The organism is Mycobacterium intermedium (assembly GCF_002086275.1).
GTDB classification, from domain to species: Bacteria; Actinomycetota; Actinomycetes; order Mycobacteriales; family Mycobacteriaceae; genus Mycobacterium; species Mycobacterium intermedium.
Map to the genome: position 1 here is coordinate 1 of NZ_MVHT01000007.1, position 24,881 is coordinate 24,881.

25 protein-coding genes and 1 other RNA gene are annotated in these 24,881 nt (G+C 64.8%); 8 read left to right on the top strand and 18 right to left on the bottom strand.

What is annotated here, in order from left to right:
* Positions 1-251, top strand: a 251-nt coding sequence (locus BST27_RS04030; protein WP_139805007.1) for a response regulator transcription factor, incomplete at its 5' end; no start/stop codon positions are given.
* 467 nt (positions 252-718) lie between these two features.
* Here the strand turns inward: BST27_RS04030 and BST27_RS04035 are convergent.
* The 9 genes from BST27_RS04035 to prfB form a co-directional block, all read right to left on the bottom strand.
* Positions 719-1,093 carry an FKBP-type peptidyl-prolyl cis-trans isomerase gene (locus BST27_RS04035; protein WP_069419090.1) on the bottom strand — a complete coding sequence of 125 codons (375 nt, stop codon included), beginning with the start codon at positions 1,091-1,093 and terminating at the stop codon, positions 719-721.
* 466 nt (positions 1,094-1,559) lie between these two features.
* Positions 1,560-1,927, bottom strand: a transfer-messenger RNA (tmRNA) gene (gene ssrA, locus BST27_RS04040).
* A 370-nt stretch (positions 1,928-2,297) separates the two neighbouring features.
* Positions 2,298-3,140, bottom strand: a complete 843-nt coding sequence (locus BST27_RS04045) for a maleylpyruvate isomerase family mycothiol-dependent enzyme (RefSeq protein ID WP_069419195.1) — start codon at positions 3,138-3,140, stop codon at positions 2,298-2,300.
* A 424-nt stretch (positions 3,141-3,564) separates the two neighbouring features.
* A complete protein-coding gene (gene smpB, locus BST27_RS04055; protein ID WP_069419091.1) occupies positions 3,565-4,047 on the bottom strand; it encodes an SsrA-binding protein SmpB in 483 nt (160 codons plus the stop codon).
* Positions 4,048-4,049: 2 nt separating this feature from the next.
* Positions 4,050-4,946, bottom strand: a complete 897-nt coding sequence (gene ftsX, locus BST27_RS04060) for a permease-like cell division protein FtsX (protein ID WP_069419092.1) — start codon at positions 4,944-4,946, stop codon at positions 4,050-4,052.
* Positions 4,947-5,639: a cell division ATP-binding protein FtsE gene (ftsE, locus tag BST27_RS04065; protein WP_069419196.1), complete on the bottom strand. Its 693-nt coding sequence runs from the start codon at positions 5,637-5,639 to the stop codon at positions 4,947-4,949.
* A 43-nt stretch (positions 5,640-5,682) separates the two neighbouring features.
* Positions 5,683-6,087 (bottom strand): Rv3103c family proline-rich protein, encoded by a 405-nt coding sequence (locus BST27_RS04070; RefSeq protein ID WP_211285305.1) that lies wholly within the window; start codon positions 6,085-6,087, stop codon positions 5,683-5,685.
* Positions 6,088-6,095: 8 nt separating this feature from the next.
* Positions 6,096-7,076, bottom strand: a complete 981-nt coding sequence (locus BST27_RS04075; protein WP_232007263.1) for a mechanosensitive ion channel family protein — start codon at positions 7,074-7,076, stop codon at positions 6,096-6,098.
* Positions 7,063-8,181 (bottom strand): peptide chain release factor 2, encoded by a 1,119-nt coding sequence (gene prfB / locus BST27_RS04080; protein ID WP_069419197.1) that lies wholly within the window; start codon positions 8,179-8,181, stop codon positions 7,063-7,065. The genes BST27_RS04075 and prfB overlap by 14 nt, the downstream gene beginning before the upstream one ends.
* A gap of 122 nt (positions 8,182-8,303) precedes the next feature.
* On the opposite strand from prfB, the gene BST27_RS04085 reads away from it, so the two are divergent.
* Positions 8,304-9,665, top strand: coding sequence for an FAD-dependent oxidoreductase (locus BST27_RS04085; protein WP_069419094.1), 1,362 nt, complete (start codon positions 8,304-8,306; stop codon positions 9,663-9,665).
* Here BST27_RS04085 and BST27_RS04090 read toward each other — a convergent pair whose 3' ends face one another.
* Complete coding sequence (locus tag BST27_RS04090; protein WP_069419095.1) at positions 9,666-11,252, bottom strand: FAD-binding oxidoreductase; 1,587 nt, start codon at positions 11,250-11,252, stop codon at positions 9,666-9,668.
* Positions 11,253-11,257: 5 nt separating this feature from the next.
* A complete protein-coding gene (locus tag BST27_RS04095) occupies positions 11,258-11,458 on the bottom strand; it encodes a hypothetical protein (protein ID WP_069419096.1) in 201 nt (66 codons plus the stop codon).
* 203 nt (positions 11,459-11,661) lie between these two features.
* Here BST27_RS04095 and BST27_RS04100 point away from each other — a divergent pair, with 203 nt between their 5' ends.
* Complete coding sequence (locus tag BST27_RS04100) at positions 11,662-12,642, top strand: Acg family FMN-binding oxidoreductase (RefSeq protein ID WP_069419097.1); 981 nt, start codon at positions 11,662-11,664, stop codon at positions 12,640-12,642.
* Complete coding sequence (locus BST27_RS04105) at positions 12,639-13,067, top strand: pyridoxamine 5'-phosphate oxidase family protein (RefSeq protein ID WP_069419098.1); 429 nt, start codon at positions 12,639-12,641, stop codon at positions 13,065-13,067. The genes BST27_RS04100 and BST27_RS04105 overlap by 4 nt, the downstream gene beginning before the upstream one ends.
* Here BST27_RS04105 and BST27_RS04110 read toward each other — a convergent pair.
* Both BST27_RS04110 and BST27_RS04115 read right to left on the bottom strand, forming a co-directional pair.
* Complete coding sequence (locus BST27_RS04110) at positions 13,064-13,474, bottom strand: group III truncated hemoglobin (protein ID WP_069419099.1); 411 nt, start codon at positions 13,472-13,474, stop codon at positions 13,064-13,066. The genes BST27_RS04105 and BST27_RS04110 overlap by 4 nt on opposite strands.
* Before the next feature lie 3 nt (positions 13,475-13,477).
* Entirely contained in the window at positions 13,478-14,869 is a 1,392-nt protein-coding gene (locus BST27_RS04115; protein WP_069419100.1) for a WS/DGAT/MGAT family O-acyltransferase, read from the bottom strand.
* Positions 14,870-15,069: 200 nt separating this feature from the next.
* Here BST27_RS04115 and BST27_RS04120 point away from each other — a divergent pair, with 200 nt between their 5' ends.
* Positions 15,070-16,077, top strand: a complete 1,008-nt coding sequence (locus BST27_RS04120; protein WP_069419101.1) for an Acg family FMN-binding oxidoreductase — start codon at positions 15,070-15,072, stop codon at positions 16,075-16,077.
* On the opposite strand, the gene BST27_RS04125 is transcribed toward BST27_RS04120, so the two are convergent.
* From BST27_RS04125 to BST27_RS04135, 3 genes are read right to left on the bottom strand one after another with little or no spacing between them, the layout of a single operon-like run.
* Entirely contained in the window at positions 16,057-17,769 is a 1,713-nt protein-coding gene (locus BST27_RS04125) for a GAF domain-containing sensor histidine kinase (RefSeq protein ID WP_069419102.1), read from the bottom strand. The genes BST27_RS04120 and BST27_RS04125 overlap by 21 nt on opposite strands.
* The gene (gene dosR / locus BST27_RS04130) at positions 17,762-18,412 is read right to left on the bottom strand and encodes a hypoxia response regulator transcription factor DosR/DevR (RefSeq protein ID WP_069419103.1); all 651 of its coding nucleotides are present in this window, start codon (positions 18,410-18,412) and stop codon (positions 17,762-17,764) included. Before dosR ends, BST27_RS04125 begins: the two co-directional genes overlap by 8 nt.
* 30 nt (positions 18,413-18,442) lie before the next feature.
* A complete protein-coding gene (locus BST27_RS04135) occupies positions 18,443-19,249 on the bottom strand; it encodes a universal stress protein (protein ID WP_069419104.1) in 807 nt (268 codons plus the stop codon).
* A gap of 237 nt (positions 19,250-19,486) precedes the next feature.
* On the opposite strand from BST27_RS04135, the gene BST27_RS04140 reads away from it, so the two are divergent.
* Genes BST27_RS04140 through BST27_RS04150 form a run of 3 tightly spaced genes read left to right on the top strand, consistent with a single transcriptional unit; the run spans position 19,487 to position 23,256 of the window.
* Positions 19,487-21,832 carry a nitric-oxide reductase large subunit gene (locus BST27_RS04140; protein WP_069419105.1) on the top strand — a complete coding sequence of 782 codons (2,346 nt, stop codon included), beginning with the start codon at positions 19,487-19,489 and terminating at the stop codon, positions 21,830-21,832.
* A 3-nt stretch (positions 21,833-21,835) separates the two neighbouring features.
* Entirely contained in the window at positions 21,836-22,462 is a 627-nt protein-coding gene (locus tag BST27_RS04145; RefSeq protein WP_069419106.1) for a hypothetical protein, read from the top strand.
* Positions 22,459-23,256, top strand: a complete 798-nt coding sequence (locus tag BST27_RS04150) for a slipin family protein (RefSeq protein ID WP_069419107.1) — start codon at positions 22,459-22,461, stop codon at positions 23,254-23,256. The genes BST27_RS04145 and BST27_RS04150 overlap by 4 nt, the downstream gene beginning before the upstream one ends.
* Positions 23,257-23,279: 23 nt before the next feature.
* Here the strand turns inward: BST27_RS04150 and BST27_RS04155 are convergent, their stop codons facing one another.
* Both BST27_RS04155 and BST27_RS31210 read right to left on the bottom strand, forming a co-directional pair.
* Positions 23,280-24,455, bottom strand: coding sequence for a thiolase family protein (locus tag BST27_RS04155; protein ID WP_069419108.1), 1,176 nt, complete (start codon positions 24,453-24,455; stop codon positions 23,280-23,282).
* Positions 24,452-24,880, bottom strand: a complete 429-nt coding sequence (locus BST27_RS31210) for a Zn-ribbon domain-containing OB-fold protein (RefSeq protein WP_069419109.1) — start codon at positions 24,878-24,880, stop codon at positions 24,452-24,454. Before BST27_RS31210 ends, BST27_RS04155 begins: the two co-directional genes overlap by 4 nt.
* Position 24,881: the final 1 nt, after the last annotated feature.

The following is a 24,881-nucleotide window of genomic DNA, read 5'->3' on the forward strand; positions in this document are numbered from 1 at the left end:
GAGTGGGGACTTCTACCTGGCCACCAGTGGGGACTTTCTACTGGCCACAGATGGGGACTTTCTCATGGCCATTCACACCGACCGAACGCGACGTGGTGCGGCTGGTAAGTGAAGGACTCGGCAACAATGACATCGCCACGAGGCTTTTCATCTCGCCGCGCACGGTGTCAACTCACCTCACGCACATCTACGCCAAGCTCGGCCTCACCTCGCGCGTGCAACTGGCCCATGAAGCAACCCGTCGCGCCTGAACGCACAGGTTGGGATCGCGCAGTGAAGACAGGGATGGGTTCCTCTACGTCCAACTGGGTAGTGGCCAGCACACCGACTTCGGCCTCCCAAATAGTCGATGGCAAGCTGCGGGCGGGGGCTGTCTAAGCGCCAACTCCCGGGGCACGGCGGCTAGCTTGGCCCCTGCCCGCCGCGTACACCATGAACGCTTCCAGTTGTACGCGCTAAGCAAGCCCCTTGACGTTGGGGCCGACTACACCGGCAGGGGAAGCCCACCCAGGAGGATCACCGGCTATCGCCTCGGTCGTCCCGGTCGGCGTATTTGGCGGCTGAGACGCTCCACGGGTCTTAGTGCCACGGAGTCATCAATTGTTGCTGGACAGGGAAACGTCAAGCACTTTGAGGGCGGTCTCGGCCACCAGCGATGGGTAGGCCATCGGGACCGAGCAGACCAAGCTGAAAGAGGACACTGGCCTGGCGAACGTGACTACCTCACGTCGAGCAGGTCCACCACGAAGATCAGCGATTCGCCGGGCTTGATGACGCCACCGGCGCCACGCTCGCCGTAGGCGAGGTGAGAGGGTATGACCAGCTGCCGGCGACCGCCGACCTTCATGCCTTGTACGCCCTGGTCCCAGCCCTGGATGACCTGCCCGACGCCGAGTCGGAACGTCAGCGGCTCACCGCGGTTGTAGGAAGCGTCGAACTCCTCGCCGGTGGAGTGGGCCACGCCGACGTAGTGCACGACCACCGTGCTACCGGGGGTGGCCTCCGCGCCGTCGCCCTCGATGACGTCGGTGATGACCAGGTCGGTGGGCGGCTCCCCGCCGGGGAAATCGATCTCGGGCTTCTTAGCAGTCATCTCATGACACTGGCAGATGGTCGCGGGAGGTCTGCCGACGGGTGGTTGCAAGCAAGGCGTAGAGCCCCATTACGACCACCGCTTCGGCGCCCGATGGTGATTCACACTAAACAAGGTCGACTTGAACAGACCTAGCCTCACCTGCGGTTTTGCTCCGTGCGCGCATGCTCCGTCACCGCCGGTGTGAGCCGCTGGTGATGGCGCATCTGCTAGCGGTTATGGAGACTGTCTGTATCCCCGGTGCAGGGTGCGGTGTGGTGGTGTCCAGTCGGGGGATATGTGTTGGTTTCGGTGTTGATGGCGGGTGCGCTATCACCGCCCGTCTGAGCTGGTGCTGATGGCGCATGCGCTAGCAATTCTGCAGTTTTCCGTATCCCCGGAGCGGGCGGCGGGACCGCGGCCCCCTGGGGAATGTGTGCTGGCGACGACAGCCAAAAATCGCCTTCTGGCGTTTACTGCATACTTCTGGTGGAGCTGCCGGGAATCGAACCCGGGTCCTACGGCATTCCCTCAAGGCTTCTCCGTGCGCAGTTCGCTGTGCCTCTACTCGGATCTCCTGGTCACGCGAACCAGCCAGGATGACGATCCCAGTCGCTGTTGGTGTCCCGATGAGTCCCGCGACCGAACCCATCGGTTGATCCCTCTAGCTGATGCCGGGGTCCGGGTCGAGGGCGTTCCCGGTCCGACAGACTAGCTGTCGCTTAGGCAGCGAGAGCGTAGTCGCGCTGATGTGACTCGGCGCTTAATTGGTTGCAACGACGCTTACGGTGGTCTCTTGCCTGCACCGGCACGCTTCCCTTGATTCGATGCGCGAAGTCGAAACCGTTCAGCCCCTCGCATCCCTGCCGGTTTCCGGCAGGACCATCAATGGTACGCCCCTACCAACCAGTGGCAAACCAATTATGTTCCCGTTAAGCGCATCGATTCGCGATCGCTGAAAGCGGGCTCTAAGTACCTAATGCGCAGGTGGGCGGGCCAAAGGGCCCACCCTCGGCGCGAGCGGCGGCAGCGTGTGCGACGTCGAACGTGGGGCCTGTGGCCCTCAACCCGCACGCAGCGGGCCAAAGGGCCCACCCTCGGCGCGAGCGCCGGCGGCGATCGCCGAACGTGGGGCCTGTGGCCCTCAACCCGCACGCGGCGGGCCAAAGGGCCCACGCTCGGCGCGAGCGGCGGCGGCCGCGACTGGGAGCCGCAGCCGCGGCCCTCAGATGACGAAATTCAGCCGGTCCACAATGCGTTGAGCCAACTCCCGGTCGCCGGCCAACTCGACGTCTTGAGCGCGTTTGGGACACAGCGGCCGGCCGCCGACGAGCCTGGTGAACTGCAAGCCATCCAGCCGGATCGTCGCCGTCGGCTCTGCGCCACCGAAGTCGTCGACCACCTTGGCCCGGCCGTCAACAGCGACGCGGATGCTGCCGCTCAGTGGACCGGTCAGCTCGAACAAGACCCGGGACCCGTCAGGCGCTTTCGCCAGCTTTCCGACGACGAAACCCAGCGAGGACGAAATCTCGTCGAGAACCAGCGGCAACGCTGGCCCCTCGAGATCGTTGTCGGACGAAGGGCGCTGCAGCCCGAGGCGAATGTCTTGCTCGTGCATCCAGCAGTCAAAAGCCCGAATCCGCATGAACCGGCCATAGGCGTCCATACCGGCCGGCGTCGCGGTGACGGCGTTCCAGTCCTCGTCGGACATGTCCGCCAAAACCTGCCGGCGCGACTTTGTCACCTCGCGAAACTTCTCCAGCACCGCAGTGCCGGGCTCTGCGGCCAGCGCGCGCACCCAGCACTCGTTCAGAGCACCGATGTCGTTGCGCACATGGGGCAGCTCCTTGACGTCGATGTCCGGCTGGGGTGGCGCGATGCCGGCCAGAAACGACTCCGTCCCGATGATGTGCGAAACCAGGGCCTTGACGTCCCAACCGGGCAGCGGCGATGGCGCCTGCCAACTGCTCTCCGGCAGGCCGTCCACCAGCGTGTCGATGTCGTCCCACACGGAGAACAGGCCGTCCAGGACGGCGGACTTGTCGAGTTGGGTGATGGGGGCTGGCATGGTCGGAATAGTAGTGGCGATCGCAAGCGCGGCGGAGCCGGGCGCGGCGGGTCGGCCACCATCGGCTAGTGGCGATCGCAAGCGCGGCGGAGCCGGGCGCGGCGGGTCGGCCACCATCGGCTAGTGGCGATCGCAAGCGCGGCGGAGCCGGGCGCGGCGGGTCGGCCACCATCGGCTAGTGGCGATCGCAAGCGCGGCGGAGCCGGGCGCGGCGGGTCGGCCACCATCGGCTAGTGGCGATCGCAAGCGCGGCGGAGCCGGGCGCGGCGGGTCGGCCACCATCGGCTAGTGGCGATCGCAAGCGCGGCGGAGCCGGGCGCAGCGGGTCGGCCACCATCGGCTAGTGGCGATCGCAAGCGCGGCGGAGCCGGGCGCGGCGGGTCGCCACCATCGGCCCAGTGCGGGTCGCCACCCAGGCCCTCCCTCACATCCCTTTTTGCCGACGCCCCAGTTCACGCAGCACTTCGCGTTGGGCGTCGCGCTTGGCGATGTCCTGCCGCTTGTCGTGGGCTTGCTTACCACGGCCCAACGCGAGCTCGACCTTGACCTTGCCTTCGGTGAAGTACAGCGACAACGGCACCAACGCGTAGTTCCCTTCGCGCAGCTTGCCGATCAGGCCGTCGATCTCCCGACGATGCAGCAGCAGCTTGCGGGTGCGGCGCGGATCGTGATTGGTCCAGCTGCCGTGCCGATACTCCGGAATGTGCAGGTTTCGCAGCCAGACCTCGCCGTCGTCGACGGTGGCGAACGCGTCAACCAGCGACGCGTGCCCAGCGCGCAGGCTCTTCACCTCGGTGCCTTGCAGGGCCACGCCCGCTTCGAATACCTGGACGATCGAGTAGTTGTGCCGGGCCTTGCGATTGCTGGCCACAATCTGCTTGCCGTCCGCGCGCGGCTTTTTCGCCATTGCTACCGCCGTACGTAGAGGCGCAACGTCACGTACGCCGTCAGCCCGGCCATCGACAGGCCGAGTAGCAGCAAGACCGGCGAGATGTAGTACAAGATGTCGGCGTTATCGACCTTGGCGATCAGGTGGGCGCGGTAGAACCGGTCCAGCGCGCCCTCGAAAAACCACGCCCGCACGGCTATCAAGCCGACGATGGCGAGGACTACGCCGATGAGCGCGGCGACGATCGCCTCAACCAGGAACGGTAGCTGGGTATACCACCGGCTGGCGCCGACGAGTCGCATGATGCCGATCTCCGTGCGCCTCGTATAGGCCGCTACCTGGACCATGTTGACGATCAACAGGATCGTGCCGATGGCCTGCACCAGCGCCACGGCGAATGCTGCGTTGCGCAACCCGTCCAGGATGGAAAACAGCCGGTCGATCGCTTGCTTCTGGTTGAAGGTGCTGCGCACCCCGGGCTGCCCTTCCATCGCCGCGGCGAATTCCGGGTGCTGGTCGGGGTTGTTCAGCTTGACGATGAACGACGCCGGGAAGGAGTCCTTGACGGCAAGCTCCCGGTACTCCGGGAACTTCTTCATCGCATCTGCGTACGCAGTTTCCTGGTTGACGAACCGCACCGACTTGACGTCGCTGCGCGCCTCAATCTTGTTGCGCAGCGCCTTGCACAGCTCGCCCGAGCAGTTGGGGTCGTTGGCGGAAATGTCCTCGGTGAGAAAGACCTGGGTCTCGACGCGGTCGAGATAGATGGCCCTCGAGTTGTCGGCCAATCGGACCACCAACAGGCCGCCACCGAACAGGCCGATGGAGATGGCGGTGGTCAAGATCATCGCAATGGTCATGGTGACGTTGCGACGAAAGCCCGTAAGGACCTCGTTGAGTAGGAATCCGACGCGCACTCAGCGATCCATTCCGTAGACGCCACGCTGCTCGTCGCGAACCAGCCTGCCAAGAGACAACTCGACCACACGTTGACGCATCGAGTCCACGATGTGGTGGTCGTGCGTTGCCATCAGGACCGTGGTCCCGCTGATCCGGTTGATCCGCTCCAACAAATCCATGATGTCCTTACTGGTATCTGGGTCGAGGTTGCCAGTGGGCTCGTCGGCCAACAACACCAGAGGCCTGTTGACATACGCGCGGGCGATCGCCACCCGCTGCTGCTCACCGCCCGACAACTCATGGGGAAGACGGTTGGCCTTGCCGGACAGGCCGACCGTTTCCAGCACCTCGGGCACCACCTTGTTGATCGCTTCGGCGCGCTTGCCGATGACCTCCAACGCGAAGGCGACGTTCTCGTAGACGGTCTTTTGCTGCAGCAACCGGAAGTCCTGGAAAACGCAGCCGATCACCTGGCGCAGCTTGGGGACGTTCCGGCCGCGCAGCTTGTTGACGTGGAACTTTGACACCCGGACGTCACCGCTGGTCGGCGTCTCCGCGGCCAGCAACAGCCGCATGAACGTCGACTTGCCGGAACCCGACGGGCCGATGAGGAAGACGAACTCACCCTTGTCGATTTCGACGTTGATGTCGTCGAGCGCCGGACGTGCCGACGATTTGTACTGCTTGGTGACATTTTCCAGGGTGATCATCACGGCACGCCAGTGTAGCCGTGCGCATAGCCGGCGGACGAAATCAACGGCCCGGCACGATCGGACCGGGTGCCGGACCCGGACTCGGCGGGACCGAACTCGAGGGAGGACACAGCGCCGGCACCAAACAGGGCAGCGTGGGCGGAGCGAACGGCGGGGTGGTGGTGGTAGTGGTCGTGGTCGTCGGCACTTCGCTCGGCGTCGGCGGTTCGGTGGTCGTTATCGGCGTCTCCGTGTTCGTCGGAGGCTGATCCACCCGGGTACGCGGCACCCAGGTGTAGTCCGGATCGGGCACGTAACCCGGCGGGACCACCTGCGCGGGCGGCGTGGTGGGCTTGGCTTCCGGCTCCGGCTTGTAGGTTTCGTAAGTCCACCAGGTCAGCAGGAACGCCGCCATCAGAACCAGCGTTGACGTGCGAAATTGGCCGAACAAATGTTTCGGCCACATCCGTAACTTCATCGCTGTTGCACCGAATCCGTTGTCTCGGTCTGGGTGGCCTGCGGATCCTTGACGCCTCCGGCATCGACGACTCCGATCGTCGCATCGGCGGCAGTCATGATGCCGGCGCGGGCGAGCGCCCGGATAACGAGCACACGGAGCTTCCGGCCGGCCTCGAACTGCTTGCCGGGCAGGGTGCGAGCCACCAACCGCAGGGTGACGGTGTCGATCTGGATGCTCTCCACGCCCATCACCGTCGGCGAGTCCAGCAACAGGTCGCCCAGCACCGGGTCGTCGATCGCGTGCTCGCACTCCTGATGCAGGACCTCGTTGACGCGGTTCAGGTCGACATGGGTCGACACCGGGATATCGACAACCGCGCGCGCCCAGTCTTTGGAGAGGTTGACCGATTTCACGATCGAACCGTTGGGAATGGTGAACACTTCCCCATCGCTGGACCGCAACTTGGTCACCCGCAGCGTGACGTCCTCGACCGTGCCGCGCGCTTCGGCGGAAACACCCGAAACCGTGAGCGCCACCAGGTCGCCGAACCCGTACTGCTTCTCGACGATGATGAAGAAGCCGCCCAGCAGGTCCTGGACCACCCGCTGAGCACCGAAGCCCAACGCGGCACCCAGTACAGCCGCCGGTGCGACCAGTGAGCCCACCGAGAAGTTCATGACTTCGGTGATCTGCACCGCGACGACCACGCAAATGATCGCGATCGACACCCAGGAGATCACCGAGGCCACCGCCTGGCGGTGTTTGGTGGCCTCCGAGCGCACCAGTGCATCACTTTCGGTGAAGCCGACGTCGAGCTTGCTCGTCACTCGGTGCGCCACGTAGTTGACGAAGCGGGCGGCCAGGACCGCCGCGATCAACAGCATGACGATCCGCAGACCTCTGGTGATGATCCACTCACCGATGTCGCCGCGCCAGAAATCGTGCCAACGCTGTCCCATGGACGCGGCGAGGATTGTCGTGTTAGTCGTCGTCATCTTTTCGATTGCGCCATCGAATTCCCGCTTCCAGGAACCCGTCGATGTCTCCGTCCAGGACGGCGGCCGGGTTGCCCACCTCGTACTCGGTGCGCAGATCTTTGACCATCTGATACGGGTGCAGTACGTACGAACGCATCTGATTGCCCCAAGAACTGCCGCCTTCGCCCTTCAAGGCGTCCAGTTCGGCGCGTTCTTCTAAACGCTTGCGCTCCAACAACTTTGCCTGCAGAACCCGCATCGCCGCCACCTTGTTTTGCAGCTGCGACTTCTCGTTCTGACAAGTGACGACAATACCCGTTGGGATGTGTGTTAAACGAACCGCGGAGTCAGTGGTGTTCACCGATTGGCCGCCCGGGCCGCTGGATCGGTACACGTCAACCCGTATATCGCCCTCTGGGATGTCGATGTGGTCTGTGGTTTCCACCACAGGCAGAACCTCGACCTCGGCGAAGGAGGTCTGGCGCCGGCTCTGGTTGTCGAACGGGCTGATCCGCACCAGGCGGTGAGTGCCCTGCTCGACCGACAACGTGCCGTAGGCGAAGGGGGCGTGGACGGCGAAAGTGGTGCTCTTGATTCCGGCTTCTTCAGCGTAGGAGGTGTCGAACACCTCGACGGGATACTTATGTTGCTCGGCCCACCGGATGTACATCCGCATCAACATTTCGGCCCAGTCGGCCGCATCCACCCCGCCGGCACCGGACCGGATGGTGACCAACGCCTCACGTTCGTCGTACTCGCCCGACAACAGGGTGCGAACTTCGGCGGCCTCGATGTCGGCCCGCAGCGCCTTGAGCTCAGCGTCGGCCTCCGCCAGGGCCTCGGCAGCCGCCGTGCCTGCTTCCTCCGCGGCGAGTTCGTACAGCACCGGCAGATCGTCCAGGCGCCGCCGCAACTCCTCCACGCGACGCAACTCGCCCTGAGCGTGCGACAGCTCGCTGGTCACCTTCTGCGCGCGAGACTGGTCATCCCAGAGGTGGGGGTCGGACGCCTCGTGCTCGAGCTTCTCGATCCTGCTCTTCAGACCGTCGACGTCAAGCACCCGCTCCACCGTGGTAAGGGTGGAGTCAAGTGCTGCGATGTCGGCTTGCCGGTCAGGTTCCACAGCGAACAACGTTACCGGCACACCGACTAGCATCAGATGACCCAGTGCACCGCGCGACTGTGACGCCCAGCCCACATGCCAGCCCTCATGCGTTACAGCCGGAAACAACAGAAGGCTCGACCATGCGCCCATATCATGTTGCGATCGTCGGCTCCGGCCCGTCCGGCTTCTTCGCCGCGGCGTCTTTGTTGAAGGCCGCCGACACCTCCGAAGAGATCAATGTCGCCATCGACATGTTGGAGATGCTGCCCACACCCTGGGGGCTGGTGCGCTCCGGCGTCGCGCCCGATCACCCAAAGATCAAGTCGATCAGCAAGACGTTCGAAAAAACAGGCGAGGACCCGCGGTTCCGGTTCTTCGGCAACGTGGAGGTGGGCGAACACGTCGAGGCCAAAGAACTTGCCGAGCGCTACGACGCCGTTGTCTACGCGGTGGGCGCCCAGTCCGACAAGGCGCTGAACATTCCGGGCGAGGACCTGCCCGGCAGCATCTCGGCGGTCGACTTCGTGGGCTGGTACAACGCACACCCCCACTTCGAGGACAAGGCACCGAATCTGTCGGGCGCCCGTGCTGTGGTCGTCGGCAACGGCAACGTGGCCATCGACGTGGCGCGGATTCTGGTCACCGACCCCGATGTGCTGGCCCAGACCGACATCGCCGATCACGCGCTGGAGTCGTTACGCCCCTGCGGTGTGGAAGAGGTGGTGGTCATCGGCCGGCGCGGCCCGCTGCAGAGCGCCTTCACCACGCTCGAACTGCGTGAGCTGGGCGAGTTGGACAATGTCGACGTGATCGTCGATCCGGCCCAGCTGGCCGATATCACCGACGAGGAGGCGGAGGCGGCGGGCAAGGTCACCAATCTGAACATCAAGGTGCTGCGCGGCTATGCCGAAAAGACACCTCGGCCGGGCCACCGTCGCATCGTGTTGCGCTTCCTGACCTCCCCCATCGAAATCAAGGGCGACGGCAAGGTCGAGTCCATCGTGCTGGGCCGCAACGAGCTGGTCACCAACGCCGACGGCTGGGTGTCAGCCAAGGACACCGGCGAGCGCGAGGAATTGCCCGCTCAACTCGTCGTGCGCTCAGTGGGCTACCGCGGTGTCCCAACTCCCGGCCTGCCGTTCGACGACAAGCGCGGAATCATTCCCAACACCGACGGACGCGTGGAAGGCAGCCGCAACGAGTACGTGGTCGGCTGGATCAAACGCGGCCCGACGGGCGTGATCGGCACCAACAAAAAGGACTCCCAGGACACCGTCGACACCTTGCTCCGCGATCTGGCCGAATCGGGTGATCTACCGGCATTCCCCGACGATCACCGCGACCGGCTCGCCGAATGGCTGGCGTCCCGTCAGCCGAAGCTGGTCACCCACGCGCACTGGCAGACCATCGACCAATACGAACGGTCCGCCGGCGAGCCGCACGGGCGGCCCCGCATCAAGCTGCCCAACATCGCCGAGTTGCTGCGCATCGGGCACGGCTGATCACGGATCGAGCAGCACCCCTGGATTGAGGATCCCGGCCGGATCCAACGCGGATTTCGTCGCGCGCAGCGCCGCGGCAAACGGATCGGGACGCTGTCGGTCGTACCACGGGCGGTGGTCGCGACCTACCGCGTGATGGTGAGTGATGGTGCCGCCGGTCGCGCTGATCGCCTCGGAGACGGCGGCCTTGATCTCGTCCCACTGCGCGTCGAGGGAGCCCCACCGTCCGCCGGCATAGATGCCGTAGTAGGGGGCCGGCCCATCGGGGTAGACGTGGGTGAAGCGGCAGGTCACCACCCCGGTGCCGCAGACACTCTTGATCGCCGTGCGGGCCGCCTCGGTGACGGCGGCGTGCAAGGCGTCGAATCCGGTCCAGGTGCAAGCGGTTTCGAAGGTCTCGGCGATAACGCCCCGGCGGGCCAACGCATCTCGTTGATACGGCATCCGCAAGAACGCTGTACGCCAGGTGGCTGAGGCATCTTCTGTTGACTCACTTCCCTTTTCGGCCTCGCGGCTGCGTCGGGAGATGACCGTGCCGCGGTGTTCGACGGCGATCTGCACGGCCCGGTCCAGCCAGGGGTCGATCGGGTGGTCCGCCGACTCGAACGCGAGCACCAACAGACCGCCCGCGACGGCGGTACCGGCGTTGAGGAACGCCTCGGCGGGGTCTAGCAGCCGGCAGTTCGCCGGAAACAGTCCGGCTTGGGCGATGGTGCGGGTGGCCGCAACGGCGGCCGCCCAGTTGTCGAAGGCAATCGAGGCCGTGACCTGCCACCGTGGCCGCACCTGCAACCGCATCCACGCCTCGGTGATGATGCCCAGCGCGCCCTCCGAACCGAGGAACAGCCGGTCGGAGGACGGCCCGGCCCCGGAACCCGGCAGCCGTCGCGACTCGCTGACACCTGCGGGAGTGACGACCCGCATCGACTCGGTCAGGTCGTCGATGTGCGTGTAGAGGGTGGCGAAATGCCCGCCGGCGCGGGTGGCCAGCCACCCGCCGAGGCTGGAGAACGCGAAGGACTGCGGGAAATGGCGCAACGTCAGATCGTGCTTGCGCAACTGTCGCTCGATCCACGGCCCCAGTGCCCCGGCCTGGATTCGCGCGGCGCGGCTGATCCGGTCGACCTCGACGACCGAGCTCATGACCGAGACGTCCACCGTTACGGCCGGACGGTCGAAGCGCGGCTCCACTCCCCCGACCACCGAGCTGCCGCCGCCGTACGGGATCACTGCGATGCCTTCGCGGGTACACCAATCGAGCACGTCGACCACGTCCTGCTCGCGGCGCGGACGCACAATCAGATCGGGAACGTGGTCGAGGCGGCCCTGCAGGTTGCGGGCGACGTCGCGGAATGCCTTGCCGCGGGCGTGACCGGCCCGATCGACGGAGTTATCCGAGCAGATCGCCCCGAGGGATCGCGGCGGGGTGACGCGCGGGGGCGGCAGTCCCAGTTCGTTCGGGTCCGGAGGGCGATGATCGGTCAGATCGTGCCCGGGCAACATCGAGGAGACCCTTGCCTCCAGGTCGCGTGTCTCTCGCGGGGAGAGCGCGTCCTCGACGGTGCCCCAACCCCACCAGGAACGCACGGGGCTCAGCGCTTGAGGACGACGAGTGCCCCGCCGGCGACCAGCAAGACCAGGAGCGTGACGATCGCCCACCCCGAGCCGGCGAACGCCCAGATGAGACCTAGTCCGGCAAACACCGGCGATAACGCGAAAAGCACTAACAGCGGGTGCTGCTTAACCACCTCGAGCGCACTCGTCGCCCGGACCCGATCGATTTCCTTGGCCATCCGTTCAGGATGCCAGACATTCGTCCGCGTCACATCAACAAAGACCCAGCATTTTCAGTACCCCCGAATCCGCCCATAAAGCGACCGAAACGGCGGCACGTGATTCGCGGTCGGAGATCGCTGAAGTTGCGGTGACACAAGGTATTTACCCTCGGGACCAAGGTCCCTATCAGGCCCTCGACAATCGCCGTAGCGTCGGTGCTGTGGAGTTAGAGGTTGTCAAACAAGCGGTGCGGCTGGCCTGCCGAGCTCCGTCGGTACACAACACCCAACCCTGGCGGTGGCTCGTTGAAGACGACGTGGTTCACCTCTACCTCGATCGCCGTCGTGTCGTGCCGGCCACCGACCCTTCGGGGCGACAGGCCATCATCAGCTGCGGCGCCGTCCTGGACCATTTCCGGGTCGCAATGGCAGCCGCAGGGTGGCAAGCCAATATCGTCCGCTTCCCCTACCCCAAAAACCCCGACCATTTGGCCGCAATCGATTTCAGACCGTTCCGACGGGTCACGGTGGCAGAGGAGAATCGCGCGGAGGCGATACTGCAGCGACGAACGGATCGTCTTGCGTTCGAATGCCCCAGCTACTGGGAGGCGTTCGAACCGACCCTGCTCGGCACCGTCGACGAGGGCGTCGCCATGCTGGATGTGCTGGGCGACGCCCATCGACCGCGCCTGGTTGAGGCGTCCGAACTGAGCGAAGAGTTCCGCCGCGACGACTGGACGTACCATGACGAACTCGATTGGTGGACTTCGCCTTTCACACTAGCGGACGGTATCCCGCCGAGTGCGCTCGCATCGCCTTCCGACCGCCTGCGGGTCGACCTGGCCCGGGACTTCCCGAGTCGGAGCTACCGTGACCACCGGCCCCAGGTGAGTGCCGACTGGTCCAAAATCCTTGTCTTGTCCACCCCTGCGGACACCCCACTTGACGCATTGCGGTGCGGCGAGATGCTGTCGAGCGTTCTGCTGGAGTGCACCTTGGCCGGCATGGCAACCTGTACGTTGACCCATCTGATCGAAGCGACCGAAAGCCGCGACATCGTGCGTGATTTGATCGACCAGCGCGGCGAGCCACAAGTGTTGGTCCGCGTGGGCATCGCCCCGCCATTCGACAATCCGTCTCCTCCTACACCGCGCCGACCGCTGTCCGACGTCCTGCAACTCGAAAAAGGATTGGTCCCATGAACGACGAACCCATCACTCTGCTGTCCGTAGACGAAAGTTGGGAGCGGTTGGGTTCCGTTTCCCTGGGACGACTGGTCACTACCTTCGCCGGCGAGCCCGAAATCTTCCCGGTGAACTACGTGGCACAGGATCGGACCATCCTGTTCCGCACCGCGGAAGGCACCAAACTGTTCTCGGCCATCGCCAGCAACACGGTGGTATTCGAGGCCGATGACCACAACGCGGACGAAGGTTGGAGTGTGATTCTTCGCGGTCGCGCCCGCCTACTGAAAACCGACGCGGACATTCAGCAGGCCGAACGCGCCCAGTTACGGCCCTGGCTCGCGACGCGCAAGCCGCACTTCGTGCGCGTAACCCCGACCGAAATCTCCGGCCGCCACTTCAATTTCGGTCCGGAACCGGATTGCCACGAGACTGTTGCTTAACCAGTAGCTCGAATTAGTAGCTCGGGGGCATCGTCACCGGTGAGTCGACGCAGCATCGCCCACGCGATGCGACCGGCCTGAACCTTGGCTCGCTCCGCCGCGGGCCCCTGGAACATCTCGTCGACGGTGTGGTGCCAGATCTGCAACCACCGTACGAAGTGCCGATGCGACAGTGGGGTCTGCTGGTGGACTTTCAGATGCGGCGCCAGCGCACTGCCGCGATAGCGGCCGGCGCGAAACAACACGGTTTCCCAGAAGTCGCACATCGTCGGAATGTGGGTGTCCAGGCCGGTGGCCCGCAACTCGGCAAACGGCTCCGCCAAGACCTCGTCGACCAACGCCCGTCCGTAGAAGCGGTGCAACAGCGCCTCGACATCGGCACGGTCGGCCAAATCCGATTGAGCCATCCGTCACACAACCAGAGACAGTGGCCCGCGCCGACGAGGAGCCTTGCGGCGCTTGCTGATCGCCACCAGCCGTGCCACCGCGGCTTCGATCCCCCGCGCCAGCTGATCGACGTCGCCGGCGTCGTAGTCGGCAAGAATCCCGAAGTAAAGTTCGTCGGCGTAGCTGAGCATCGCCACGCCGGTCCGCAGGTGCATCGCCAACGGCGGGATCGGATATACGCTGAGCACCCGCCGGCCAAGGAGCCGCAGCGGTCGCCGCGGCCCGGGAACATTCGTCGCCACGGTCACGACACCCCGCTGGGGCAATCGCGTCAACAAGCCGACCGCCCAGGCGCTCAACGCAAACGGGACGCGATTCGCAAGGGAGACAAACACGTTCCCCGCCTGCCGCTGGCCGCTGGCCTTTGCGCGACCCAGCCGAGCGTGCACCTTCTGCAGCCGTTCCACCGGATTCTCTTCGTCGACCGGCAGATTCGGCAGCAGCAGCGAGACCCGGTTGTCTGTGTAGCCAAACGCGTCAGACGAGCGGACCGACACCGGAACCAAGGTACGCAGCGAGTCACGATACGGTCGCTGGCCGCGCGCGAGCAGGACATTTCGGTAGCTCTCGGTAATTGCGGTCAACGCAACATCATTGAGCGTTACGTCGAACGTCTGGCATATCAGCTCGATGTCGGCCAATGGGACCCGCGCGCCGCTGTACCGACGCAGGTCGCTGAGGTGTCCCGTCAACGGGGATCCGACGGGACTGAGCAACCCGGCGGCGATCTGGCCGGCGCCCTGCGCCGTGCGGAGCACACCCGATGCGATCGAGGCCGGCAGATTCCACAACGCGGTCCACAGGCTCAGGGAATCGGAATCGGATTGCGTCGATTCCCTCGCCGCGTGGATCTGGTGAACATAGCCGTCCCGGTTCATGCCACTCATGCCGTCATCGCACAACCCGGCCAACACGTGGGTGGCCGCGATCCCGTCGGCCATGCAGTGGTGAATCTTGGTCAGGATCGCCCAGCGCTCATCGGTGAGGCCCTCGATGACCCAGACCTCCCACAGCGGCCGATCCCGGTCCAGTCGCCGCGCCATCACGTCCGCGATCACCCGGTACAACTCGTGGTCGTTGCCCGGCTGCGGCAGCGCAACGCGCCGCACATGCCGCTCGATTTCGAAGTCGGGATCGTCCACCCATTCGGGAGCACCGAGGTCGAACGGGTGCAACTTCAATCGCTGCCCGAAGCGCGGGCAGGCACGGATCCGCTCGGCGAGCACCGACACCAGCGCATCCTGCCGCGGGGCGGGCCCTTCGATGACCGCCAAGCCTCCGATGGCCAGGCTGACCCGGGAATCGGCGTCTTCGGCCTTGAGGAACCCTGCGTCGAGTGTCGTCAGGTGGTCCATTTCACGACCTTCCGAGCTGTTGATCGGGTATTTATCTGCAACTCTCAGTACCACTATCCCGCGGGCGGGTGGGCCACGGCAGGGCCGAAAGTCCCTCGTTAGGGGGGCTTCATCCCCTGCCGGGGGGCGTATCCCCAGACCAGACTTGGTAGATGACCACAGTCGTCGACAGGAAGTCTCGTCAGGTCGGAAAGGCAGCGATGACACCCGAGTTCCCGGATGCCGCCACGCTCCGGACGGTCCTGACCCTGGCTGGCCGCGCACCCTCCATCCACAACACGCAACCGTGGCGTTGGCGGGTAAACGCCGCGAGTTTGGATCTCTTCTCCCAACCCGAGCTACAACTGCACAGCACCGATCCGGACGGACGTGACCTGATCATCAGCTGCGGCGTCGCGCTACATCACTGCGTCGTTGCCTTGGCGTCCCTGGGCTGGCAAGCCAAGGTGAACCGCTTACCCAATCCTGCCGATCCGCGCCACCTGGCGACCATCGAGGTCAAGCGGCAGGTTCCGGACCAGACCGACATCGCGTTGGCGGCCGCCATACCGCGCCGTCGGACGGACCGGCGCGCGTACAGTTCCTGGCCGGTTTCCGGTGGCGACCTGGCACAGCTGGCCGCGCGGGCAGCGCGCTGCGGTGTCATGCTCCGGCAGGTGGACGCGTTGGAAAAAATGAGAACCATTGTGGCGCAGGCCGTCCGCGACCACACCGGCAATAACGACTACATGCGCGAACTGACGGCGTGGAGCGGCCGGTATGGATCCATGGCGGGCGTACCGGCGCGTAACGCACCGGTGTCGGAACCCAGAGCACCGATTCCCGGCCGTCTCTTTGCTGGACCCGGACTGGCCCAGCCGTCCGGCGTGCTACCGGCCGACGACAACGCCGCACTCCTTGCCCTAGGTACCGACCGGGACGACCGGTTGGCCCGATTGCGCGCCGGCGAGGCGACGAGCGTGGTCCTGCTGACTGCGACCGCAAAGGGATTGGCCTGCTGCCCGATCACCGAGCCCCTGGAGATTCCCGAGACTCGCGAAGCCGTACGCGCCGACGTCTTCGGCACCAGCGGTTACCCGCAGATGCTGCTGCGGGTGGGCTGGGCTCCGATCAATGCCGACCCACTACCGTCGACGCCGCGGCGCGCCCTCGCGCAAGTCGTCGAGTGGCCGGCCCAAGCGGTCGCCCTATTGGAGGAGCGGCGCTGACCAGCGCAATATCGTTCCGCCGTCTGGGGATTGGGTTTCGACGCTGAATTCTCCACCGGCTTCCTCCGCGCGTCGGCGCAGGTTGGTCAAACCACTCGCGGTGAAGTTTTCGGGCAGGCCACAACCGTTGTCACTGACTTCGATGCGCAAGTCGTCGTCGACGGTGACCCGAACGGTCAACGTCGTCGCATGGGCATGTCGTGCAGCGTTGCTCACGGCTTCCCGGACCACCGCCTCGGCATGATCGGCCAGCGTGCTGTCGACCACCGACAACGGCCCGACGTATTGGACGTTGGTGCGCAGGCCTGCCCCGGCGAATTGGCCGACGGCCGTGTCGATTCGCTGCCGTAGTCGGGTTACACCCTGTGCTGCTCCGTGCAGGTCGAAGATGGTGGTCCGAATCTCCTGGATGACAGCCTGCAGATCATCGACGGCCTCCGAAAGTCGTTTCTGCACTTCGGGTTCCCGCGTTCGCGGCACGGTGCCCTGCAGCGAAAGCCCCACGGCGAACAGTCGCTGTATCACATGGTCGTGCAGGTCACGGGCAATGCGGTCCCGGTCGGTGAGCACATCGAGCTCTCGCATCCGACGCTGAGAAGTGGCCAGCTGCAACGCCAACGCGGCCTGGTCGGCGAAAGCGGCCATCATGCCGAGCTGTTCATCGCCGAATGATCCCCATCGACCGTGTCGCAGCACCACAACGACACCGGCTACGGTGTCGGTGGCACGCAGCGGCAGCAGCAGCGCCGGCCCCGCGCCGTCCAGCTCGTCCAATGTCAGCGAATCGACCCGTTGCGGAGTGCCTCTGGCGAACACCTCTCCCAAGGCTGTACCCGTCACCGGAATGGTTTGGCCATTGATGGAATCCACAGCGCTGCCTACCGTTTCGATCACCAGCAACTCGCTGACCTCGGCCGTCGGCAGGTTCTCGTCAAGCGGCACGGCCACCAACGCCGCGTCGGCCGACGTCAACTTGAGCGCTTCCTGAGCTATCAACCGGAAGACCGCCGCGGGTTCGGCACCGGACAGCAATTCGGTGGCGATGTCCCGGGTTGCCTCGATCCACGACTGGCGCGCCTTGGCCGCTTGGTACAGCCGGGCATTCGCGATCGCGATACCCGCCGCAGCGGCCAGCGCCTGGACCAACACCTCGTCGTCGTCGCTGAACGGTTGCCCACTGATCTTGTCGGTCAGGTACAGGGTTCCGAAGGATTCATTGCGAACCCGAACCGGCACGCCGAGAAAGGTCCGCATCGGAGGATGATGCGGTGGAAAGCCGACCGAGGCAGGGTGCTGCGAAAGATCGTCCAAGCGAAGCGGTTTGGGGTCCTCGATGAGCAGCCGAATGAGGCCCCGCCCTTCGGGCAAATGACCGATGCGCCGCACCGTCTTCTCATCGATGCCCTCATGGACGAAGCGCTGCAGGCGGTTCTCCCGGTCGTGTACCTCCAACGCGCCGTAGCGGGCATCGACGAGGTTTGTCGCCGAATGCACGATCGTGCGCAGGGTGGCGTCCAAGTCCAGTCCAGAGGTGACCACAAGCATGGCTTCCAACAGACCGTCCAGCCGATCGCGGCCCTCCACGATCTGCTCGACGCGGTCCTGCACCTCGACCAACAGCTCCCTCAGCCGCAGCTGCGAAAGTGTCTCGCGGAACGGGCGCATGTCCGCTTCGTTGGTGCCGTCATCCATCACGCGTCGACCGCGAGCGCTTCAATTCCGCTGCGAACACCGCAGCTTGCGTGCGACGCTCCATGCCGAGCTTGGCGAGGAGCCTGGAAACATAGTTCTTGACCGTCTTTTCGGCCAGGAACATCCGGTCGGCGATCTGCTTGTTGGTCAGGCCCTCACTGAGCAGCCCCAGCAGAGTGCGCTCCTGGTCGGTGAGACCCGACAACGGGTCCGGTTTCTCGGCCGCACCACGCAACTTCGCCATCAGCGCAGCCGCGGCCCGATTGTCCAGCAGGGAACGACCCGCGCCCACTTCCTTGACGGCCCGGGCCAATTCCATGCCTTTGATGTCTTTGACCACATATCCGCTGGCGCCGGCCAGAATGGCGTCCAACATCGCCTCGTCCGAGGTGAACGACGTCAAAATCAGGCACCGCAGATCCGGCATGCGCGACAACAGGTCTCGGCACAACTCGATGCCGTTGCCGTCGGGCAACCGGACGTCCAACACCGCCACATCGGGGTTGGCCGCCGGAATCCTGGCTACCGCTTCGGCGACCGAACCCGCTTCACCGACCACTTCGAGGTCGGGGTCGGCGCCCAGCAAGTCGATCAAGCCGCGCCGCACCACCTCGTGGTCGTCGACCAAGAAGACTGTTACCACTGACTAAGGCACCTCCCGCGTTGCGCTTCGCTATAGGTTGGCGCACCGCACAGTCAACACGGAACATCCGGCGTTGTACACGCTGCACACTTGCGCGGCGTGTGCATCGGTGACCAGCAACTCACCCGTCTTCGCATGGTGAGCCATGTATCGGCAGGCGTGGCCGTGAACAACCTCCGATTCGACCTGCACGTCCGGGTACAACCGCGTCCACCTGGCCAGCCGGCGGCTCAGATGCGGCTGCTCTACGGTCCTGTGCGCGCCGACATCGTCCGGTGCTTCGGCTGGATGCACCGAGATGGCTCGCAGCGGCACTCCCCGTAGCCGCGCCTCCGCGAAGGCGTAACGCAACACCGCACCATTGTCCACTTCCGCCACCACCGCGCTGACCTCGGGGGTTGCCCCGAACTTGGGATCCCGATGGATTACCGCGACCGGGCAGAGCGCGGCACCGGCAAGCGTTGCCGCCACCGAACCTTGTCCGCGGCGAGCGTGGTTGAGGCCCATCGAGCCGACGCAGATCATCGCGGCATTCGCGGACTCGTGCAGCAGCTTGTTCAGCGGCTTTCCGCGCAGGATCTCGGTTTCGATCTTGACCGGCTTGCCGGTCGCCGCAACGGCCCGGGAGGCGTCGTGCAGCGCCAAGCGGGCTCCGGCCATCCGGGCGTCGTCGCTGCCGGGTTCCCCGGACAGTTCGATCGCATTGATGACGTACACCAAGCGCAGCGGGATGTCGCGGCTCACCGCCTCGTCAACGGCCCACAGCGCGGCTTGGACAGCCGCCTTTGACCCGTCGATGCCGACAACCACGGACGGTGCGGAACAGATGTCGTCCATGATCGATTTCCCTACCTCTCGTGCGCCTCTTCATCCCGCATTAACTCGGAAGTTATGGGCGAAAAACTGACAGCTACAGAGGCATTAGTCACCGGATAAGGGCCATTAGTCCCTACTGACCACGTGGGCCAAAAACTTAGTCTTGCCATTGCGGCGATATACGAATTTGATGTTTGTGGGGCCTCTGCATATCAGGGACCTGGCGATACAGCCAATTGCCCAGAGGGGAGTCTCCCAGTGGCTACTCAAGAGATATCGTCGTTACCCTCTCCCTCCGAACCCAGCCCGCGACCCCTCATCGGCAGAGGGTGGGTTCAAGGCGTCGCCTTGGTGATGATCTTCGGTTTCCTGGTCATGGGCATCCTGGCCTACCGGACTTACACAGCGGCGATGCCGATGCCAGTCAGGGTGGTCAGCGAGTCGGGCCAGGTGTTGTTCACCAGCGACGACATCATCAAGGGCCAGGAACTGTTTCAGGCCCGGGGATTGATGCAGTACGGGTCGGTCCTGGGCCACGGCGCCTACCTGGGGCCGGACTACACCGCCGAATACCTGCGTATGGCGACCGACGAGGTGGCCAACCAATTCCGGGCCGAGGGCGTCGTCGAACCCCGTGATCGGGTGGTGAGTGAATTCCGCACCAACCGCTACCACCCGGAAAACAAGACGTTGGTGTTCACTAATCACCAAACCGCCGCTTTTGAACGCATCCAAAATCACTATGCGGCGTATTTCGGTGAGAACTCCACCAAGTACGGATTGCGGCCCAAGCTGATCACCGACAAGACGCAGATCCGCCAACTCACGGCATTTTTCGCCTGGACCGCCTGGGCCGCGGCCGCCGAGCGACCCGGCCACAAGTACTCCTACACCAACAACTGGCCGGCCGAGCAACGCGTCGACAACGGTCCCACCGCAGCGGTGATCGTGTGGTCTGCCTTGTCGCTGGTGGCGCTGCTCGGCGGCATCGGAATCCTGTTCGGGGTCTACGGTCGCTGGAGCCAGCGGGTCGGTTGGCACAGCGCCGAGGCAACGAACCTGTCCTTCCGCCAACCCGGCGAGGTGAGCCTGACGCCTGCACAGCGAGCCACCGTCTGGTTCTTCGCGGTGGTGTCGGTGCTGTTCCTGCCGCAGACGCTGCTGGGTGCGGCCGCCGAGCACTACCGCGCGGATTTGTCGACGTTCTTCGGGCTGGACCTGGCCCGGATCCTGCCCTACAACCTGGCCCGCACCTGGCATCTACAACTGGCACTGTTCTGGACGGCGGCCGCGTTCCTGGCCGGTGGCATCTTCCTGGTGCCGTTTATCGCTCGCCGAGAACCGAAGCGACAAGCGACGCTGGCCTACGTGCTGCTGGGCGCGGTCGCGCTGGTGGTGTTCGGTTCTCTGATCAGCGAGGCGCTGTCCATCTACGGCGTCATCCCCGAAGGCGGCTTGTTCTCCCAGCAGTGGGAATACCTGGACCTGCCGCGGCTGTGGCAGATCCTGCTCGTCATCGGCCTGTTTGTGTGGATCGCGATCGTCTGGCGCGGCATCCGCGCGCGGCTCAAAGGCGAGTCGAAGATGAACATGCCGTGGCTGTTCTTCTTCTCCGGGCTGGCGATTCCGGCCTTCTACGCCGTCGGGCTGCTCGCCACCAGCGACACCCACTACACGGTCGCCGACTTCTGGCGATTCTGGGTGGTGCACCTGTGGGTCGAGGACTTCCTCGAACTGTTCACCACCGTGATGGTGGCCTACATCTTCGTGCTGTTGGGAGTGGTGCGCGAACGCATCGCACTGGGCGTGATCTTCCTCGACGTGATCCTGTATTCCGCAGGTGGCGTCATCGGCACCATGCACCACCTGTACTTCTCCGGCACGCCGGTGGAGCACATGGCGCTGGGCGCATTCTTCTCGGCGGCAGAGGTCATCCCGCTGACCTTCCTCACGGTCGAGGCATGGGCGTTCCTGCAGCTGGGCGCCCGTCAGCAGTCCGGTGACGGCAACCCGTTCCCGCACCGCTGGGCGGTGATGTTCCTCGTCGCGGTCGGGTTCTGGAACTTCTTGGGCGCGGGCATCTTTGGATTCCTGATCAACCTGCCGGTGGTGTCCTACTACCAGATCGGCACCGCGCTGACGGCCAACCACGGGCACGCGGCGATGATGGGCGTCTACGGCATGCTCGCGGTGGGCCTGGCGATGTTCGCGTTCCGCTACCTGATTCCGGCCGACAAGTGGCCGGAGAAATTGGCCCGGCTTTCCTTCTGGTGCATGAACATTGGCCTGGCCTGGATGGTCTTCGTCACCTTGCTGCCGTTGGGTGTGATGCAGCTCTATCAGTCGGTCAACGAGGGCTACTTCGAGGCGCGGTCGCTGGGCTACATCACCAAGCCCGGTAACGCGGTCCTGGAATGGCTGCGACTGCCCGGTGACCTCATCCTCATCGTCGGAGGCGTGTTGCCGTTCGTCTGGATCGCATTGCTGGCGTTGCGCCACTACCGGTCCGGCACGACGGTCGACGAGTTGCCCGAACACCCGCTGTACACGGAGGTATCCGCGGTGCCCGCGCGGGCATCGGACGCGCCGGCATCGGAGGATTAGCCCATGGCGCCACCGACCGCGACGGTGTGGCTGATCGCCGGGTATTCGTTGGCATTGCTGGCCATCGGGTGGAGTTTCGACGGGATGGCGCGCCGGGCCTCGGCTCGTGCGGCACGTTGGCGCACCGGACAATTCACCTACCGTCCCGACCACGACGCCTGGATCTGTCCACAGGACCACTGGCTGTGGCCGAGCTCATTCGATCCCAAACACCGCGTCATGAGGTATCGGGCCTTGCCGGTCGTCTGCAACAGTTGTCCGGTCAAGTCGAGTTGCACGTCATCGGATCACGGTCGGGAGATCAGCCGAGAGATCGATCCCTGGCCGCATTCGGAGGCCGGGCGCTTTCATCGTGGAATTGCCTGCTGTGTGGCCGCTTTCGGCATCGTGTTGCCGCTGGCGACACTGATCACCAACCACTCGCTCGCTGATGCGCTGGTGTTGACGGTTACCACCGCGGTGGTGGCGCTACTCGGATCCCCACTCGCGCATCACCTGTGGAACACCCCGTCCAACGCGCCGGACTACCTGCCGCATCGCACCGCGATGGAGGACCAGGTGGCCGCCGCGATCGATCGCTATTCCACCCGCTGGGGCGGCTGGGAAGGCAAGGAGGACCGGACACCATGACGGAATTGGTTGTTGGTCTGGGCGCTGTGGGAGTCGCGATTCTCGCGGTGCTGGCGTTTTTCTCGTTGACCGTGCTGCGCGAATACGAACGCGGCGTGGTGTTCCGGATGGGGCATGTGCGCCCGCTTTACCAGCCCGGCTTGCGCTGCTTGATTCCGTTGGTGGACAGGATGGTTCGGGTCGACCAACGGCTGGTGACGCTCACCATTCCGCCGCAGGAGGTGATTACCCGCGACAACGTGCCGGCCCGGGTCAACGCGGTGGTCATGTTCGCGGTGACGGATCCGCTGAAGGCGATTCTGGCGGTGGAGAACTACGCGGTCGCCACCTCTCAGATCGCCCAGACGACGCTGCGATCACTGCTCGGCCGCGCCGACCTGGACACCTTGCTGGCGCACCGCGAAGACCTCAACAGCGACCTGCGCACGATCATCGAGAAGATGACCGAACCGTGGGGCGTGCAGGTCCGCGTGGTCGAGATCAAAGATGTCGAGATTCCCGAATCGATGCAGCGCGCCATGGCCCGCGAAGCCGAAGCCGAACGCGAACGACGCGCCAAAGTCATCAATGCCCGAGGCGAACTGCAGGCCTCCGAGGAGCTGCGGGAGGCCGCGGAGACGCTGTCGAAGAGCCCCGCGTCGCTGCAATTGCGGTACCTGCAAACACTCTTGGAGCTGGGGGCGGATCAGAACTCGACAGTGGTTTTCCCACTGCCCGTCGACATCATCACGCCGTTTCTGCGCAACCCGGACGCGTTGCGCGGCGTAATCGACAACATCAATCATCACGGCTGATAAACCGCTGTTGTCCGGCGATCTCAGCCGCGTCGCAGCAACATCGCCGTAGTCCCGCTGTTGGCTGCGCCGACGCCGACCGCCGCCAGACTGGCGTCAGCCACCTGTCGAGCACCCGCTTCACCGCGAATCTGCAGGCACGCTTCATGCAGATGCCCGAAGCCGTGGAGCCGTCCGCCCGACAACTGTCCTCCGGCGGTGTTTATCGGCAACTCACCACCGAGGGAGATACGGGCCGTGTCAGCGACCCATGCGCCGGATTCCCCGACCGGGCAGAAACCGAGATCTTCCAGCCAGCACAGGACGAAGACGCTGAACCCGTCATAGAGCGAGGCCACGTCGACATCCGAGACGGTGAAATCGGTGCGCTGCCACAGGTTCGACGACCACCGGGAACTGATGCGGGTGATGTCTTCGCCGCCTTCCCAGGTGAAGCGGTCGTGGTGGGCACAGTCCAGGGCCTCTACCGCCACCGCGGGATGGTCCAGCCCCGCGGCGTGTTCGGCGCGCGAAATCACGAATGCTGTGGCGCCGTCGCAGGCGATGTCACAGTCGAACATGCACAACGGGTCGGACACCATTCGCCCGTTGAGGTAGGCATCGAGGTCCAGCGGGTCGGTGTAGATCGCCGCGGGGTTCAGCGCGGCGTGTCCGCGCGCGACGATGGCGACCGACGCAAGCTGCTCGCGGGTCAATCCATAACGCAGCATCCGCGCCCGAATCTGCAGCGCCGCGAGATTGGCTGCCGTGACACCAAATGGCAGCTGCCAGCCCATCATTCCGCTAGGACGTCCGCCGCCGGACCCATAGCCCCTGCGGCGTCCGGCCCCTTGCGCGGTGCCCTCCCAGATGCTGCGCCAACAAAGCACATGGTTGGCCAATCCGCCGGCGACCGCGAGCATCGCATCGACCACCGCGCCGAGCTGCCCTGGCGACTCGACTCCCCCCGCGACCCAGTTCGGCTTGATTCCCAACGCGTCATGGATGTCGCGCAGTGAAGCTCCGGAAAAGCCAGGACCCGCTTGTGATGCTCCCGGATAGGTTGTGAGGCCGTCGATGTCGGCCAGCGTCAGGCCGGCGTCTCCGACCGCCGCCAAACATGCCTCGACGGTGAGCTCCAACCCGTCACGCCCCAACCGCCGCCCGATCTCCGATTGGCCAATGCCGCTGATGACGACCTGATCGAGCGGGCGCTTCATTGACGTTCCGGCTCAAACAACGGGATGTACACCACGTCTTCACCGTCCTCACGACGCTCAAAGACGACTTGCACCGGCATGTTTGGGGTGACCTCGTCGGGATCGACGTTCACCAGGTTGGTCAACAACCGTACCCTGGTGTCCTCGACCGGGTTCACGAAGGCGACCAGATATGGCGGTGGAAACCCGGGGAACCACGGATGACGATTGACGGTCCACGATTCGACCCGTCCCCGGCCGCTGAGGTCGACATATTCGAGCAGAGCGTGGTCGTACGGGCAGCGCAGGGCCGGCGGATGAACCAGCCGTCCGCACCCGGCGCAACGCTGCATGCGCAGCACCCCGTCGGCCCCCGAGGTCCAGAACGGCCGATTGAGCTCGGTCAGCGCCGGCAAGGGCCGCTGAATGTCGGACTGCTGCGTCATG